Below are 16,304 nucleotides of genomic sequence, written 5' to 3' on the forward strand. Positions count from 1 at the left end.
CGATGCTGCTCGAAGTGCGCGACCTGCACGTGGAGTTCCGCACCCGCGACGGGATCGCCAAGGCCGTCAACGGCGTCACCTACGGCGTCGACGCGGGCGAGACCCTCGCCGTGCTGGGGGAGTCCGGCTCCGGCAAGTCCGTCACCGCCCAGGCCGTCATGGGCATCCTGGACGTCCCGCCCGGCCGGATCACCGGCGGGGAGATCCTCTTCCAGGACCGGGACCTGCTGACCCTCAAGGAGGAGGAGCGCCGCAAGGTCCGGGGCGCCGGGATGGCGATGATCTTCCAGGACGCGCTGTCCTCGCTCAACCCCGTGCTCTCCGTGGGCGACCAGCTCGGCGAGATGTTCGTCGTGCACCGCGGCATGTCGAAGAAGGACGCCCGCGCCAAGGCTGTCGAGCTGATGGACCGGGTCCGCATCCCGGCGGCGAAGGAACGGGTCCGGCAGTACCCGCACCAGTTCTCCGGCGGCATGCGCCAGCGCATCATGATCGCGATGGCGATGGCCCTGGAACCCGCGCTGATCATCGCGGACGAGCCGACCACCGCCCTCGACGTCACCGTCCAGGCCCAGGTCATGGACCTGCTCGCGGAACTGCAGCGCGAACTGCACATGGGGCTCATCCTGATCACCCACGACCTCGGCGTGGTCGCCGACGTCGCCGACCGCATCGCCGTGATGTACGCGGGCCGGATCGTGGAGTCGGCGCCCGTCCACGACATCTACAAGGCGCCCGCCCACCCCTACACCCGCGGCCTGCTCGACTCCATCCCGCGCCTGGACCAGAAGGGCCAGGAGCTGTACGCCATCAAGGGCCTGCCGCCCAACCTCATGCACATCCCGCCGGGCTGCGCCTTCCACCCGCGCTGCCCGATGGCCCAGGACGTGTGCCGCACCGACGAGCCGCCGCTGTACGAGGTGGCCGAGGAGCGCGGCAGCGCCTGCCACTTCTGGAGGGAGTGCCTGCATGGCCAGTACCCCGGCTGACCCGGCCGCCCCGGTCCCCGCGCCGGCCGAGCCGATCCTCGAGGTGACCGGGCTCGTCAAGCACTACCCGCTCACCCGGGGCATCCTCTTCAAGAAGCAGGTCGGCGCCGTCAAGGCCGTCGACGGCGTCGACTTCACCCTCGGCCGCGGCGAGACCCTCGGCATCGTGGGGGAGTCCGGCTGCGGCAAGTCCACGGTCGCCAAGATGCTGGTCAACCTGGAGAGGCCGACGGACGGGACGATCCGCTACAAGGGCGACGACATCACCCAGCTGTCGGGGAAGGCCCTCAGGGCGGTCCGCCGCAACATCCAGATGGTCTTCCAGGACCCCTACACCTCCCTCAACCCCCGCATGACGGTGGGCGACATCATCGGGGAGCCGTACGAGATCCATCCCGAGGTGGCGCCCAAGGGCGACCGGCGCAGGAAGGTCCAGGACCTGCTGGACGTGGTCGGCCTCAACCCCGAGTACATCAACCGCTACCCGCACCAGTTCTCCGGCGGCCAGCGCCAGCGCATCGGCATCGCGCGGGGGCTCGCCCTGCGCCCCGAGGTGATCGTCGCCGACGAGCCGGTGTCCGCGCTCGACGTGTCCGTGCAGGCGCAGGTCATCAACCTGCTGGCTGGCCTCCAGAGCGAGTTCGACCTCTCGTACGTCTTCATCGCGCACGACCTGTCGATCGTCCGGCACATCTCCGACCGGGTCGGGGTGATGTACCTCGGACGGATCGTGGAGACCGGCCGGGACGCCGAGATCTACGACCACCCCACCCACCCGTACACCCAGGCGCTGCTCTCCGCGGTGCCCGTCCCGGACCCGGAGGCGCGCGAGCACCGGGAGCGGATCATCCTCTCCGGGGACGTGCCCTCGCCGACGAACATCCCCTCCGGCTGCCGCTTCCGCACCCGCTGCTGGAAGGCGCAGGAGCGGTGCGCCCGGGAGGTGCCGGCCCTGGCCGTCCCCGCGGAGTTCCGCCGCACGGGCGGCCCCGCGGCCCACGACTCCGCCTGCCACTTCGCGGAGGAGAAGCAGGTGGTGCCGCCCGAGGAGCCCCGCGAAGATCATGGAAACGAGGGGGCATAGCCGCACATTCGCGTCGCAATCGCGTTAACACGCAGGCAACTTGACCGACGCGTTTCCGATATACGGACGCGTCAGGCTGAACAGCGTACGGCCGTGCGGGTGCCGTAAGCGGGCCGGGAGCGCCATGTCTCCCGGCCCGCTGCCCCTTTTTTGCGCCTAAACCGGCGCCGCTCTCGCGGACCTGGCTGGTGCCTCGTCGTGGTTCCTCAATTGTCGGTCGCGGTGCTCTCCGGAGGGCTGCCGCTCACGTGAGTTCGAGGGAGCGGCGCAGGAAGTCCAGTTGGAGGCGGAGCAGGTTCTCGGCGACCGTCTCCTGGGGGGTCATGTGCGTCACGCCGGCCAGCGGCAGGACCTCGTGCGGGCGGCCGGCGGCGAGCAGGGCCGAGGAGAGCCGCAGGGAGTGGGCGACCACCACGTTGTCGTCGGCGAGGCCGTGGATGATCATCATCGGGCGGGCCGGTTCGGCGGGGTCGACCAGTCCCGCGTCGTCCACCAGTGAGTTCCGCCGGTAGACCTCCGGCTGCTGCCCGGGATGTCCGAGGTAGCGCTCCTGGTAGTGCGTGTCGTACAGGCGCAGGTCGGTGACCGGGGCGCCGACCACCGCCGCGTGGAACACGTCCGGGCGGCGCAGCACCGCGAGGGCCGCCAGGTAACCGCCGAAGGACCAGCCGCGGATGGCGACCCGGCTCAGGTCGAGCGGGAAGTCGGCGGCGAGCGCCTGGAGGGCGTCGACCTGGTCCTGGAGCACGACGGCCGCCAGATCGTCCCTGATCGCCTTCTCCCAGGCGGGTGAGCGCCCCGGAGTGCCCCGGCCGTCGGCGACGACCACCGCGAACCCCTGGTCGGCGAACCACTGCGAGGTGAGATGGGCGTTGTGCGCGGCGAGCACGCGGGGCCCGTGCGGGCCGCCGTAGGGGTCCAGCAGGACCGGGAGCGAGGTGTCACCGGGGTAGTCCGTAGGCATAAGCACGGCGCACGGGATGCGCCGTGCGCCCCCCTGGGTGAGCGTCACGCGGGGCGAGAGGCCGGGATCCTCCGCATACGACCGGACCGTGACCGCCGGCGCCCGCCCTCCCGCCGGCGAGACCTTCGGTTCCCTCCGGTCGCCGCTGCGCAGCACCCGCACCCGGCTCCCGGGCCGGTCCAGGGTCGCCGAGACCAGGACGGTCACGCCCCCGGCCCGCACCGCCGAGTGCACGCCGGGCTCGTCGGACACGCGCTCCACGCCGAGTTCGTTGACCCGGTAGACGTGCACCTCGCCGATCTCGGGGCTCTCCGCCGACTCGCCGGCCGAGGCCGAGACCAGCACGTCGTCGGCCGTCACGTCCAGCACCGCGCGGACCTGCAACTGCGCTCCGGTCAGCGGACGTTCGCCGACCGCGAGGACCCGCGCACCGCCCTCGTCGGCGATCCGCACCAGCTGCCCGGAGGGGCTCCAGCAGGGCACCCCGGGGAAAAGATCAAGCCAAATCGGGTCTTCGTCGGCGTGCACCATCCGGGTCGCCCCGGAGGCGGTGTCGACCGCCAGGTACAACTGACTGCGCTGGTCGCGCGCCTGTACGAGCAGCAGCGGGGCACCCGCCGCTGACCAGTGCACTCGCGCCAGATAGGGGTAGCGCGCCCGGTCCCAGACGACCTCCGTGCGCACCCCGTCGAGACCGAACACGAACAGCCGCACGTCCGCGTTGGCCGTCCCGGCAGCCGGATACGGGACGTGTTGTGGGTCACGTTTCGGCTGGGCCGGATCGGAGATCCACCACCGCTCCACCGGCGTGTCGTCCACCCTCGCCACCAGTAGCCGGTCGGACTCCGGGGCCCACCAGAACCCCCGCGAACGGCCCATTTCCTCCGCCGCGATGAACTCGGCCAATCCGTACGAAACCCCCTCCGACTCCGGCTCGGCGAGCGCCACGTCGCCCTCGCCCTCGGCGCCCACGACCCGCAGGGCGCCCCGTGCGACGTACGCGACGAGCCGTCCGTCGGGGGAGGGGCGAGGGTCGATCACCGGCCCGGGAACGCGGATCCCGCGCGCCGTACCGGCCCGCAGCTCCGCCGTGAAAAGCCGCCCTGACAAGGTGAAAGACGCCAGCTCGACGGCCGCGTCGGTGGCGTACCCGACGATCCCGGCGCCCCCTTCGCGGCTGCGCTCGCGGCGCGCCCGCTCCTCGGGCGAGAGGGCCTCCGGGGTGCCGCCGAGGAGGGCGCGCGGGTCCGCGACCACGCGCTCTTGGCCGTCCGCCGGGTCGAGGACCCACAGCGCGTTGCTGCGGTCGTCACCGGCCAAGGAGCGCAGGAACGCGACACGGGAGCCGTCGGGCGCCACCGTGAACGAACGCGGCGCGCCGAGCGTGAACCGCTGGGTCCGGGCGTGCCGGCGGGGGAAGGAGTCGGACTCGGTCGTCATGCCCCGACCATATTGGCCATGCGCCCCCTTGTGCGGCTGTGCGCCGAGAGATGCGCACGCACCCACAGTTATGATCACTAGCGCTGTGTGGGTATGAACCTGCTGGCTGTTGTACGGATTTACGGGTTCCCTAGCTCTGTCGTCCCCCACGTAACCAGGTTCTTGGAGGTGAGCCGCCGTGGCACTCTCGATTTCGGCGGTGGTGCTGCTGGCGATCATCGTCTTCTTGTTGATCAAGAAGTCAGGACTGAAGGGCGGTCACGCGGTTGTCTGCATGCTGCTCGGCTTCTACCTCGCCTCCTCCACGATGGCGGGGACGATCAACGACCTGACGACGAGCGTCGCGAGCATGATCGGCAGCATCAAGTTCTGACCGGCGCGACCCCGCGTCCGTGTATCCGTCTGCCCCTGCGGCACGGATGCATGCCCGCCTCGTAGGGTTGCCCCATGACGGAACTGCCAGCCCGGCGTCTGCTGCTGGTGCACGCGCACCCGGACGACGAGTCGATCAACAACGGCGCGACCATGGCCAGGTACGCGGCCGAGGGTGCCCAGGTGGCTCTCGTCACCTGCACCCTCGGTGAGCGTGGCGAGGTCATCCCGCCGCAGCTGCGGCACCTCACCGGTGCCGCCCTCGGCGAGTGGCGCCTGCGCGAACTCACCGCCGCCATGGGCGAACTGGGTGTCGGCGACTTCCGGCTGCTCGGCGGCACCGGGCGGTACGCCGACTCCGGGATGATGGGCCTGCCCGACAACGACGACCCCGCCGCCTTCTGGCAGGCCGACGTCGACGCCGCCGCCGGATCGCTGGTCGAGGTGATCCTAGCCCTGCGCCCCCAGGTCCTCGTCACCTACGACGAGCACGGCGGCTACGGCCACCCCGACCACGTCCAGGCCCACCGCGTCGCCATGCGGGCCGTCGAGCTGGCCGACCGGGCCGGCTGGAGCGTGCCCAAGGTGTACTGGAACCGCGTCCCGCGGTCCGTCGCCGAGGCCGCCTTCGCCCGGCTCGGACAGGAGCTGCCCGGCCTGCCCTTCGACAGGAGCGCCGCCGTGGCGGACGTACCCGGTGTCGTGGACGACGAGCGGATCACCACCGAGATCGACGGCGGCGCGTACGCCACCGCCAAGGCCGCCGCGATGCGCGCGCACGCCACCCAGATCGAGGTCGCCCCCGACGGCGGGTACTTCGCGCTCTCCAACGAACTGGCCCAGCCCCTGTTCACCACCGAGTACTACGAACTCGTCCGCGGACAGCGGCCCCGGGAGCGGGAGACCGACCTGTTCGCCGGTGTCGACGGCGCCGGCGCCGAGGAGGCCCTCTGATGCCCGACCACGGTTCCCTGCTCGCCCAGCCCCTCCAACGGCCCCCCGCCGCACGGATCGCCGCCTACCTCGGGCTCCTGCTGCTCGGCGCGCTCACCGCGCTGGCCGGGGCGCTCGTCCAGGCCGGCTGGTTCCCCGGCGGGCTGCTGCTCGCGCTCGCGGGCGCCGCCGGGCTGTTCCTCGGCGGCGCACGGGCCGTCGGCAGCCGGGCCGGGGCCGTCGCGCCCGCCGCCGGCTGGATGATCGCCGTCGTCCTGCTCACCGCCGGCCGCCCCGAGGGCGACTTCCTGTTCGGCGCGGGAGGAGGCTCCTACCTCTTCCTGCTCGGCGGCATGGCACTCGCTGTGATCTGCGCCACCATCGGCTGGGGACGGCAACCTGTCGGCGACGGCGTCCGACTTGGCAAGTGACGTACCACTTCGCCGCGGCAAGGGCGTGCGAGTCCCGTGACGTTTTCGACGGCGGTCATGGGATACCGGCCAGAAGTGGCCAGTATGGTGGTGCGCGCCGCCGAGCTGCCCGTGAGGTCGTGGCGGGCGGCGGAGCCAACCTGGAGAACCTGCCTTGAGTCGTGAAACTGACAGTCCGTCCTCCGGGCCCAACGGGTCCAACGGGCGCGGCGGAGCCGCATACCCCTCGGGCACGCCGCCCTACGGCACCCCGATGGTGTCCGACGGCGGCCCGGACGCGGGCCGTTCCGCCGCACGGCCGGAGGAACGCAAGACCGAGACCACGCTGACGACCCGGATCCGGATCAACATCCCCGGATCGCGGCCCATCCCGCCGGTCGTCGTGCGCAAACCCGTCAACGACGCGGACGACGACGGCGGTGCCGACGCGCACGGCGGCGCCGACGCGCAGGGCGCGGGCCCCTCCGGCGCCGTCGGCGGCGCCTCCACGACGGGAGCCGCCGGACGCCCGGGAGCCGGCGGTACCGCCGAGGCACCCGGCGACCACGCGCCGACGGCCGAGGAGAAGACGCCCAGCGACTGGTTCGCCCCCCGCAAGTCCGGCCCCGCCAGAGCCGGTCAGGCCGGCGGCCCCGCCAACGGCGGCGACCCGGCGCCCGCTTCGGGCCCCGGCGCGCCCTCCGGCACCCCCTCCGCCCCGCCCGCACCCGGCGCGGGCGCCGGTGCGCCCGGCGGCGTGCGTCCGGCGGCCGGGCGGCCCGGCGGTGCGCCCGGCTCCCCGAGCGCACCGGGTGCCGCCCGCCCCGGCGGCACCAACGGCGCCGGCATGTCCGGCGCCACCGGCGGTCCGGTGGCCCCCGGCCACGGCGGCGGCACCGGCTCCTTCGACGTGACCGAGGCGCTCGCCGCGGGTCCCCTCGGCAACGGCGCCCGTCCGACGCAGGGCGGCGGTCCCGCCCAGGGCGGTGCGATACAGGGCGGCCCGGCGCAGGGCGGCGGTCCCGCGCAGGGCGGCGGCCCCGAGCCGCGCCGCGACGACCTGCCGTACTTCGCCGGAAACGGGAACGGCAACGGCAACGGCAACGGGAACGGGAACGGCCAGGTCGGCCGTCCCGGACCGGGCGGCCCGGCCGGCGGCCCCGGCGGCCCCGGTGCCGCCTACGACTTCAACGGACCCGAAGGCCCCGCCGGCCGAGGCGGCCGGGGCGGCCCGCAGGGGCCCGCCGGGCCCACCGGCGGCCCGGTGACCGGAGACGGCCCGATGGTGCCGCCGATGAACGGCGGAGCCGCCGGCGCGGCTCCGGGCACCGCCGCGGGCGCCGTCCGCCACCCCGGCGGCGGCCTCAGCGACGACACCGCGATCCTCACCCCGCAGCAGCCGGCCTCCGAGCCCGGCCCCGGCGGCTACGGCCGGCACGACAACGTCTCCGGACAGACCGTCACCAGCGGCATCCCGGTCGTCCCCGCGGCCGGTCAGGGCCCCGGCCCGGGCGGACCGTTCGCACCCGGCGGCCACCCCGACGGGCCGCTGCCGCACACCCCGCCGCAGGCGCCCGAGCCCGCCGCGCGGAACGCGCCCGCGGCCGGCTCGAAGCAGAAAAAGAAGAAGGGCCGCAGCAAGCTGGTCCTGCTCGGCGGCCTGGTGGTGGTCGCCGCGGCCGGCGCCTACGGAGCCGGACTGCTGATGAACCACTCCGACGTGCCCAAGGGCACCACCGTGCTCGGCGTGGACATCGGCGGCGGCACCCGCGACGACGCCGTCAAGAAGCTCGACGACGCCTTCGAGGGCCGGGTGAACCAGGCGCTGAAGCTGTCCGTGGACGGCGGCACCGTCACCCTCAAGCCGGAGCAGGCGGGCCTGCAGTTCGACATGCAGTCCACCGTCGACGCGGCCGCCAAGAGCGACTACAACCCCGTCTCGGTGATCGGCTCGCTGTTCGGCGAGCACCGCGAGATCGAGCCCGTCATGCCGGTCGACGAGGAGAAACTCCAGGCGGCCCTGAAGAACGCCGCGAGCGGCTCCGGCTCGGCCACCGACGGCACGATCAAGTTCGAGTCCGGCAAGGCCGTCGCCGTCTACGGCAAGGCGGGCAAGGGCATCGACGCGGCCAAGGCCCAGACGGCCGTCGTGGAGGCCTACCGCGGCCAGGTCGAGACCGGCACGCCCACCGCGGTGAAGGTCCCGACGACGACCAAGCAGCCGACGGTGCCCGACGCCGAGGTCGACCGGATGATGAAGGAGTTCGCCGAACCGGCGATGTCCGGCAACGTCACCGTCCAGACCGACGCCGCGCACTCCGTGCCGATGAGCCCGAAGAACTCCCTGTGGAAGTTCCTCGGCGTCAAGGCCATCGACGGCAAACTCGTCGAGAGCTACGACGAGGCCGCGCTGGAGGAGCTGTACGGCGGCGCCTTCGACGGTGTCCTCATCACCCGCGGCACCGGCCAGAAGACGCCCGTCACGGTCCAGGACGTGATCAGCGCCCTGCGCCCGGCCCTGACGAGCACGACGGACCGGCTCGCGGTCATCGACACCGACCCGAGCTGACGCACGGCGGGCACTTCCGCCCGAGGGCACCCGGCAGCATCCGCGCCGGGTGCCCTCGGCGTTCACCGGCCGGGCCGCCCGCCGTCTGCGGCCCGGCGTCCGGGGCGTGGTGTCGGCCGCCCGCCGTCTGCGGCCCGCAGTTCGGCGCGTGGTGCCCGGCGTCCGGGGCGTGGTGCCGGCCGCCTGCCGTCCGCCGCCCGCCGCCCGTCGCGTGGTGCTGGCCGCCCGCCGCCTGCCGCATGACATCTGTCATACGGCACACCGGACGGCCGACACTGCCGCCCGCGCCCCCCGACGGCGAAGATCGACGCATGACGACGACAACACCGGTGGTCACCTTCGACCAGGTGACCAAGGGCTACGGGGACGTACGGGCGGTGGACGGGCTCGGCCTCGCCCTGCACGCGGGGGAGACCGTGGCGCTGCTGGGGCCCAACGGAGCCGGCAAGTCCACCACCCTGGACCTCCTCCTCGGCCTCAGGCAGGCCGACAGCGGCACGGTCCGCGTGTTCGGCACCAGCCCCCGCGAGGCGATCGTCGCCGGCCGGGTGGGAGCCATGCTCCAGAGCGGCGGACTGATGGACGAGGTGACCGTCGCCGAACTGGTCGCGCTCGCCTGCGCCCTGCATCCGCGGCCGTACCGGCCCGCGGACGTCCTGGCCCGTGCCGGCCTCACCAGGATCGCCGACCGCAAGGTGGACAAGCTCTCCGGCGGCCAGGCCCAGCGCGTCCGGTTCGCCCTCGCCACCGCCGGCGACAGTGACCTGATCGTCCTGGACGAGCCCACCACCGGAATGGACGTCACCACCCGCCGCGCCTTCTGGGACACCATGCGCGAACAGGCGGACCAGGGCCGCACGGTGCTGTTCGCCACGCACTACCTGGAGGAGGCCGACGCGATCGCCGACCGTGTCGTCGTGCTGCACCGCGGCCGTCTGCTGGCCGACGGCACGGCCGCCGAGATCAAGGCGAAGGCCGGCGCCCGCCGTGTCTCCTTCGACCTGGACGGCGAGACCCCGGCGACCTCGGCGACCGGCGGGATCGACGAGGGCGCCCTGCGGAAGCTGCCGTTCCTCACCGCCCTCACGGTCACCGGCCGCACGGTCCGCATCCAGTCCACCGACGCCGACGCCACCGTCCACGCGCTGTACGGACTCGGCCTGTACCCCCGCAACCTGGAGGTCGCCGGCCTCGGCCTGGAGCAGGCCTTCGTCGCCCTCACCGCCGCCGAGGAGGCACGCACCGCATGAACGCCCTGATCCGGCTCGAACTCGTCCGCGCCCTGCGCAACCGCAAGTTCCTGTTCTTCTCCGTGGTCTACCCCTCGGTGCTCTTCCTGCTGATCGCGGGCAGCGCCGACGCCACCACGGAGATCGACGGCACCGGCCTGACCCTGCCGGCCTACATGATGGTCTCCATGGCCTCCTTCGGCGCCCTGACGGCCGTCCTCATGGGCAACAGCGAACGCATAGCCAAGGAGCGCCAGAGCGGCTGGGTACGGCAGCTGAGGCTGACCCCGCTGCCGGGCCGCGGGTACGTCCTCGCCAAGACCGCGAGCGCCGCCGTCGTCAGTCTGCCGTCCGTCGTCGTGGTCTTCGTCGTCGCCGCGGCGGTGAAGGACGTACGCCTGGACGCCTGGCAGTGGCTCGCCCTCACCGGCGCGATATGGGCGGGCAGCCTCGTCTTCGCCGCCCTCGGCGTCGCGCTCGGGTACCTCGCGAGCGGGGACGCGGTCCGCCCGATCACGATGATCACCTACTTCGGGCTGTCGATCCTCGGCGGCCTGTGGATGCCGACGACCACCTTCCCCGACTGGCTCCAGGACGTCGCCCGCTGGGTCCCCACCCACTCCTACGCCGCCCTGGGACAGGCGATCGAGCAGAACCGGGCACCGCACGTCCAGGACGTCGCCGTCCTCGCCGCCTTCTTCGTCCTCTTCACGGGCGGCGCGGCGTGGCTGTACCGGAAGGACACCACGAAGGCGTGAGCGGCGTCGGCATCGGGCAGCGCCCGGAGAACCGCAGACAACGGGTCGTCAAGTCCCTGTGGACCGGCATCTGGCTGGTGTACCTGAGCGCTCCCGTCGCCGACCTGCTGCACGGCGGGCACGGCACGGGCGCGCGGGTCCTCGGCTGGACCGGCCTCGTCGCCTTCGTCGTCTGGTACATGGTGCTGGTCTTCCGCACCGGCCGCGGCGAACACAACCGCCTGGTGCTCGGCTCGCTGGGCGTCCTCGCCGCCCAGTCCACGCTCCTCGCCCTCACCCTGGGCCGCGAGTGGCTGGTCCTCTTCGTCTACGTGTCGATCGCGTCCGGTGCCGCCCTGCCGCCGCGGCTCGCCCGCTGGACCGTCCCGGCCGCGTCCGCGCTGATGGCCGCGATCGCCTTCGCGGTGCCGGACGGCCGGGCCTACCTGGCCGGACTGCTCATCCCGGCCCTCCTGGGAGGCTTCGCCATGACCGGTGTCCGCGAACTCGTCCGCACCACGATCGCGCTGCGCGAGGCCCGCGCCACCGTCGCCCAACTCGCCGCCAACGAGGAGCGGCTGCGCCTCGCCCGCGACCTGCACGACCTGCTCGGCCACTCCCTCTCCCTGATCACCCTCAAGAGCGAACTCGCCGGCCGGATGCTCCCCGACCACCCCGACAAGGCGGCCCAGCAGGTCGCCGACATCGAGCAGGTCAGCCGCCAGGCCCTGGTCGACGTCCGGGAGGCCGTCACCGGCTACCGCCGCCCGCGCCTCGCCGCCGAACTGGCGGGAGCGCGGGCCGCGTTGACGGCGGCCGGCATCGTCGCCGAGATCCCCTCCCCGCCCGGTCTCGACGGCGTCCCCGAGGACAGCGAGTCGGCCCTGGCCTGGTCCCTGCGCGAGGCCGTCACCAACGTCGTACGGCACAGCGGCGCCCGGCGCTGCACGGTCGAGGTGCTGCGCCGCCGGACCCTCGACGGGCCCGTCCTGGAGCTGTCCGTGGAGGACGACGGCCGCGGCGGCCCCGGCACGGTCCCCGCGGCGCCCCCCGGCAACGGCCTCACCGGCCTGGCCGAACGCCTGGAGAAGACGGGCGGCACGCTGGAGGCGGACGGCTCCAGGAGCGGCTTCCGGCTCACCGCGCGCGTCCCGGTGACCGACGTAGGATCCGGCTCATGACCCGCACGATCAAGGTCCTCCTCGCCGAGGACCAGTCGATGGTCCGCGAGGCGCTCGCCGCCCTGCTGGGCCTGGAGGACGACATCGAGGTGGTCGTCCAGGTGGCCCGCGGCGACGAGGTGCTCACGGCGGCGCGGGCCCACGACGTCGACGTGGCCCTCCTCGACATCGAGATGCCGGGCGCGACGGGCATCGAGGCGGCGGCCCTGCTGCACCGCGAACTCCCCGCGGTCAAACTGGTCGTCCTCACCACCTTCGGCCGCCCCGGCTACCTCCGCAGCGCCATGGAGGCGGGCGCCGACGCCTTCCTCGTCAAGGACGCCCCCGCGGCCCAACTGGCGCAGGCGGTCCGCAAGGTCCTGGCAGGCGAACGCGTCATCGACCCCACCCTCGCGGCGGCGGCCCTCGCGGAGGGTGCCAACCCCCTGACGGACCGCGAGCGCGAGGTGCTCCGGGCAGCGGCGGACGGCTCCACCAACGCCGAGCTGGCGGCGGCCCTGCACCTGTCCCAGGGCACGGTCCGCAACTACCTGTCGACGGCGATCCAGAAGCTGGCGGTGCGCAACAGGGCGGAGGCGGTGCGCACGGCGAGGGAGAAGGGCTGGCTCTGAACGGGGCCGGCCGGGGCCTCGGTTCAGCAGGGCCCGCGCTAGGGCGTGTCTGACAATTCGCGTCGGATCAGTGCGCGGCGTCTGGTGCGGTGCATCGCAAGGCGGAGGATCGCCCGTGTACTGGATGTACTCGGGTGATCCGACAACGCGGCGAGGTGCCGTGCCAGGCGTCGCGCGCCCGACGGGAATTGTCAGACACGCCCTAGTTCAGCAGGGCCCGCGCTCCCCGGGCCTCCTGCCTGACCCGCTCCGCCAGCGCCTCGTCCACCACCTCCACCAGCGCCGCGTACTCCTCCATCTCCTCCGCCCCCCGTACGAACTCCCCGCGCCGCACCAGCAGTTGCCCCCGCTCGTACCGCAGTCGGGCCGGATGGGACGGCAGCAGCAGCGCCAGCTCCACCGCCCACAGCGCCACGTCCGACCGCTCCGGCCGGAGCGCGGCCCACGCCCGGATGTTGTCGAGGATCCGCCGTACGACGTCCAGCGTCTCGGCCGGTTCCAGCATCGAGGGCTCCAGCGGTGCCCCCGTCGCCCCCGTCACCAGCAGCTCGGCGTCGCGCCCCGTCAGCACCCGGCCCCCGTCGAACGGATCGACGAGCACCTGTTCCCGCGGAGGACCGAAGCCGACCACGAAATGCCCCGGCAGGGCGACGCCGTACACCGGCGCCCCGGCCCGCCGCGCCACCTCGATCCACACCACGGACAGCAGGATGGGCAGCCCTCGGCGCCGCTCCAGCACCCGGTGCAGCAGGGACGACTCCAGCCGCTCGTAGTCCGCCGCGGAGCCGCCGAAACCGAGCCGTTCACCGAGCAGTTCGCGCAGCGCGACCGCCCACGCGAGCGGCCCGCCCGGCCGGAACGGCACCTGGCCCGCCAGCGAGTCCAGGTCGACCTGCGCGCCGTCCAGCCCGGCCTCGTCCAGCGTCGGGTCCGCCGCCGCCCCCACCAGCAGGCACAGCAGCGACAGATCGGGCCGCCCGGACCGCGCCTCCTCGGCGAACCGGCGCCGCAGCTCCGCGCGCTCGAGTCCCGTCACGGCGTACCCGCCTCCGGTTCCCGGTAGTGGTGGTAGGTGTGATGCGCCGCGAAGCCCATTCCGGCGTACAGCGCCCGCGCTCCCGCGTTGTCCTCCTCGACCTGGAGCCAGGCCGCCGACGCGCCCTCCTCCAGCGCCCGGCGCGCCAGCGCGGCCATCACGACCGTCGCCAGCCCCCGCCGCCGCCGCGCCGGATCGACCTCGACCGCCGCGAACCCGGCCCACCGCCCGTCCACGACGCACCGACCGACGGCCGCGGGAGCAGCCCCCTCGCCCGGCACGGACGCGAACCACACCGACGGCCCCGACCCCAGCACCTTCAGCGCCACCTCGCCGACCCCCTTGCGCCGGTACCGGGCCAGCCAGGCCTCGTCGGCCTCCCGCGCCAGCACCACCCGGCCGGCCTCCGCCTCCGCCCGGTCGGCGACCGGCGCCAGTGCCCCGGTCCACAGCTCGGCGGTCACCTCACGCACCCACCCGCGCCGCTCCAGCTCGGCGCACAGCAGCTCCTGGGTGCCCTCGGCCCCGGTCGCGGTCTGCAGGTAGGCGGGCAGACCCCGGTCGCCGTACCAGCGCCGTACGGCGTCCAGCGCCCCGTCGAGGGGCAGGCCCGGATCGCCCAGCGGCAGCACGGAGTTGGCGCGGCGGGTGAAGCCGGAGGCGGCGCGCAGCTCCCACTCGCCGAGCCGCTCGCTCTCCACGGGCCGCCAGGCGCGCGCGGAGACCCGGGCGAGTTCCCCGTAGGAGGCGGCCGGTCCCCGGCGGCGGGCCGGAGCGGCCGGGACGACCTTCCCGGCGACCAGGGAGGACTCCGCGATGCGGACGCTCTCGCCACCCTTTCGTGTGATCAGCAGCACACCGCTGTCCCATGATGTGAGAACACCCACCGTGTCGGTGAATTTCCCCTCGGTGGCCCCAGCCTCGCTCAAGCGCCGCACGGAGACACGTTTGCCCACGTCAGCGGCGGTGATGCGAACCTCGAGACGTCCGGCGGCCGAGATTTCCACAGGTCGGTCCACCCCTCCTGTTCGGATCAGTGCCAAGAACGGAGATACTAGGGGCGGGCATCGACGACGCCGCGCTCCCGCGCGCCAGGCGGCGGAGCCTGGGGAGGCCCGCCAGCGCCCTATCGAGGAGGAACGACAGCGTGACCTACGTCATCGCGCAGCCTTGTGTCGACGTGAAGGACAAGGCGTGCATCGAGGAGTGCCCGGTCGACTGCATCTACGAGGGCCAGCGGTCCTTGTACATCCACCCGGACGAATGCGTCGACTGTGGTGCCTGTGAGCCGGTCTGCCCGGTCGAGGCGATCTTCTACGAGGACGACACTCCGGAGGAGTGGAAGGACTACTACAAGGCGAACGTCGAGTTCTTCGACGAGCTGGGCTCGCCCGGCGGCGCCAGCAAGCTGGGTCTGATCGAGCGCGACCACCCCTTCATCGCCGCGCTGCCGCCGCAGGCCGGGTAACCGGCGAGCGGCCCGCTTCATCGCGCCGCCTCGGTCCCGTACGGCCTGATCGCCCGGATCGCCGTACGGGACCGAGGCGTTTGCCGTGTCCGCCACAGGCCGCTGCCGCAGGCCGCAACCGTCATGGGCCGTATCCGTCAGAGAGCGAGCTGAGAACCGTGTCCGCAGTTTCCGACCGTCTTCCCACCTTTCCCTGGGACAAGCTGGAGCCGTACAAGAAGACGGCCGCGGCGCACCCCGGCGGGATCGTCGACCTCTCCGTCGGCACCCCGGTCGACCCGGTCCCCGAGCTGATCCAGAAGGCGCTGATCGACGCGGCGGACTCCCCGGGCTACCCGACGGTCTGGGGCACCCCGGCGCTGCGGGACGCGATCACCGGCTGGCTGGAGCGGCGCCTGGGCGCCCGCGGGGTCACCCACCGGCACGTCCTGCCGATCGTCGGCTCCAAGGAACTGGTCGCCTGGCTGCCCACCCAGCTGGGCCTCGGCCCCGGCGACCGGGTCGCCTTCCCGCGCCTGGCCTACCCGACGTACGAGGTCGGCGCCCGGCTGGCCCGCGCCGCGTACGAGGCCTACGACGACCCGACCGCGCTGGACCCCGCCGGTCTCAGGCTCCTCTGGCTGAACTCCCCGTCCAACCCGACCGGCAGGGTCCTGTCCCGGGCCGAGCTGACCCGGACCGTGGCCTGGGCCCGCGAGCACGGCATCCTGCTCTTCTCCGACGAGTGCTACCTCGAACTGGGCTGGGAGGCCGACCCCGTCTCCGTCCTCGACCCGGACGTCAACGGCGGCTCCTACGACGGGATCGTCTCCGTCCACTCCCTGTCGAAGCGCTCCAACCTGGCCGGCTACCGCGCCGCCTTCCTGGCCGGTGACCCGGCGGTGCTCGCCCCGCTCCTGGAGATCCGCAAGCACGGCGGCATGATGACGTCGGCGCCCACCCAGGCGGCGGTCGTGGCGGCCCTCTCCGACGACGCCCACGTCCGCGAGCAGCGCGAACGCTACGCCGCCCGCCGCACCCTCCTGCGCGAGGCGCTCCTGGCCCACGGCTTCCGCATCGACCACAGCGAGGCCAGCCTCTACCTCTGGGCCACGAGGGACGAGTCCTGCTGGGACACGGTGTCCCGGCTGGCGGAGCGGGGCGTCCTGGTGGCCCCCGGGGACTTCTACGGCCCGGCGGGCGACCGGCACGTACGCGTGGCCCTGACGGCGACGGACGAGCGGGTGCGGGCGGCGGTGGAACGGCTGGCCTGACGCGGTCCCCGCCGCGGGCGGTCGTCCC

General features: G+C 73.4%; 15 protein-coding genes. 12 read left to right on the forward strand and 3 right to left on the reverse strand.

From position 1 onward, the window contains the following. The first annotated feature begins 2 nt into the window (after nucleotides 1–2). Both ACH4N1_RS21050 and ACH4N1_RS21055 read left to right on the forward strand, forming a co-directional pair. On the forward strand, nucleotides 3–989 hold the full coding sequence (locus ACH4N1_RS21050) for an ABC transporter ATP-binding protein (RefSeq protein WP_398099024.1): 987 nt from the start codon (nucleotides 3–5) through the stop codon (nucleotides 987–989). Continuing rightward, nucleotides 970–2,073: an ABC transporter ATP-binding protein gene (locus ACH4N1_RS21055; RefSeq protein WP_398099026.1), complete on the forward strand. Its 1,104-nt coding sequence runs from the start codon at nucleotides 970–972 to the stop codon at nucleotides 2,071–2,073. The genes ACH4N1_RS21050 and ACH4N1_RS21055 overlap by 20 nt, the downstream gene beginning before the upstream one ends. 244 nt (nucleotides 2,074–2,317) lie before the next feature. Here the strand turns inward: ACH4N1_RS21055 and ACH4N1_RS21060 are convergent, their stop codons facing one another. After that, nucleotides 2,318–4,477, reverse strand: a complete 2,160-nt coding sequence (locus tag ACH4N1_RS21060) for a prolyl oligopeptidase family serine peptidase (protein WP_398099028.1) — start codon at nucleotides 4,475–4,477, stop codon at nucleotides 2,318–2,320. 178 nt (nucleotides 4,478–4,655) lie between these two features. Here ACH4N1_RS21060 and ACH4N1_RS21065 point away from each other — a divergent pair, with 178 nt between their 5' ends. The 8 genes from ACH4N1_RS21065 (at nucleotide 4,656) to ACH4N1_RS21100 (ending at nucleotide 12,519) form a co-directional block, all read left to right on the forward strand. Continuing rightward, nucleotides 4,656–4,850: a hypothetical protein gene (locus ACH4N1_RS21065; RefSeq protein WP_055635483.1), complete on the forward strand. Its 195-nt coding sequence runs from the start codon at nucleotides 4,656–4,658 to the stop codon at nucleotides 4,848–4,850. A gap of 74 nt (nucleotides 4,851–4,924) precedes the next feature. After that, complete coding sequence (gene mshB, locus ACH4N1_RS21070; RefSeq protein ID WP_398099030.1) at nucleotides 4,925–5,803, forward strand: N-acetyl-1-D-myo-inositol-2-amino-2-deoxy-alpha-D-glucopyranoside deacetylase; 879 nt, start codon at nucleotides 4,925–4,927, stop codon at nucleotides 5,801–5,803. Further along, entirely contained in the window at nucleotides 5,803–6,213 is a 411-nt protein-coding gene (locus ACH4N1_RS21075; RefSeq protein ID WP_398099031.1) for a DUF6113 family protein, read from the forward strand. The genes mshB and ACH4N1_RS21075 overlap by 1 nt, the downstream gene beginning before the upstream one ends. A 154-nt stretch (nucleotides 6,214–6,367) precedes the next feature. Beyond that, complete coding sequence (locus ACH4N1_RS21080; protein ID WP_398099033.1) at nucleotides 6,368–8,761, forward strand: peptidoglycan binding domain-containing protein; 2,394 nt, start codon at nucleotides 6,368–6,370, stop codon at nucleotides 8,759–8,761. A gap of 311 nt (nucleotides 8,762–9,072) precedes the next feature. Beyond that, nucleotides 9,073–10,011: an ABC transporter ATP-binding protein gene (locus tag ACH4N1_RS21085; protein WP_398099035.1), complete on the forward strand. Its 939-nt coding sequence runs from the start codon at nucleotides 9,073–9,075 to the stop codon at nucleotides 10,009–10,011. Then, entirely contained in the window at nucleotides 10,008–10,748 is a 741-nt protein-coding gene (locus ACH4N1_RS21090; protein ID WP_398099036.1) for an ABC transporter permease, read from the forward strand. The genes ACH4N1_RS21085 and ACH4N1_RS21090 overlap by 4 nt, the downstream gene beginning before the upstream one ends. Continuing rightward, nucleotides 10,745–11,908: a sensor histidine kinase gene (locus ACH4N1_RS21095; RefSeq protein ID WP_398099037.1), complete on the forward strand. Its 1,164-nt coding sequence runs from the start codon at nucleotides 10,745–10,747 to the stop codon at nucleotides 11,906–11,908. Before ACH4N1_RS21090 ends, ACH4N1_RS21095 begins: the two co-directional genes overlap by 4 nt. Beyond that, a complete protein-coding gene (locus ACH4N1_RS21100; protein ID WP_366060648.1) occupies nucleotides 11,905–12,519 on the forward strand; it encodes a response regulator transcription factor in 615 nt (204 codons plus the stop codon). Before ACH4N1_RS21095 ends, ACH4N1_RS21100 begins: the two co-directional genes overlap by 4 nt. A 202-nt stretch (nucleotides 12,520–12,721) precedes the next feature. Here ACH4N1_RS21100 and ACH4N1_RS21105 read toward each other — a convergent pair whose 3' ends face one another. Further along, a complete protein-coding gene (locus ACH4N1_RS21105) occupies nucleotides 12,722–13,555 on the reverse strand; it encodes a tetratricopeptide repeat protein (protein WP_398099039.1) in 834 nt (277 codons plus the stop codon). Beyond that, on the reverse strand, nucleotides 13,552–14,562 hold the full coding sequence (locus tag ACH4N1_RS21110; RefSeq protein WP_398099041.1) for a GNAT family N-acetyltransferase: 1,011 nt from the start codon (nucleotides 14,560–14,562) through the stop codon (nucleotides 13,552–13,554). Before ACH4N1_RS21110 ends, ACH4N1_RS21105 begins: the two co-directional genes overlap by 4 nt. A gap of 140 nt (nucleotides 14,563–14,702) precedes the next feature. Between ACH4N1_RS21110 and fdxA the strand changes: the two genes are divergently transcribed. Then, entirely contained in the window at nucleotides 14,703–15,023 is a 321-nt protein-coding gene (gene fdxA, locus ACH4N1_RS21115; RefSeq protein ID WP_130443832.1) for a ferredoxin, read from the forward strand. A gap of 158 nt (nucleotides 15,024–15,181) precedes the next feature. Further along, complete coding sequence (locus ACH4N1_RS21120) at nucleotides 15,182–16,276, forward strand: bifunctional succinyldiaminopimelate transaminase/glutamate-prephenate aminotransferase (protein WP_398099043.1); 1,095 nt, start codon at nucleotides 15,182–15,184, stop codon at nucleotides 16,274–16,276. Nucleotides 16,277–16,304: the final 28 nt, after the last annotated feature.

This window comes from Streptomyces sp. NPDC017202, from assembly GCF_044331705.1.
Taxonomy (GTDB): domain Bacteria; phylum Actinomycetota; class Actinomycetes; order Streptomycetales; family Streptomycetaceae; genus Streptomyces.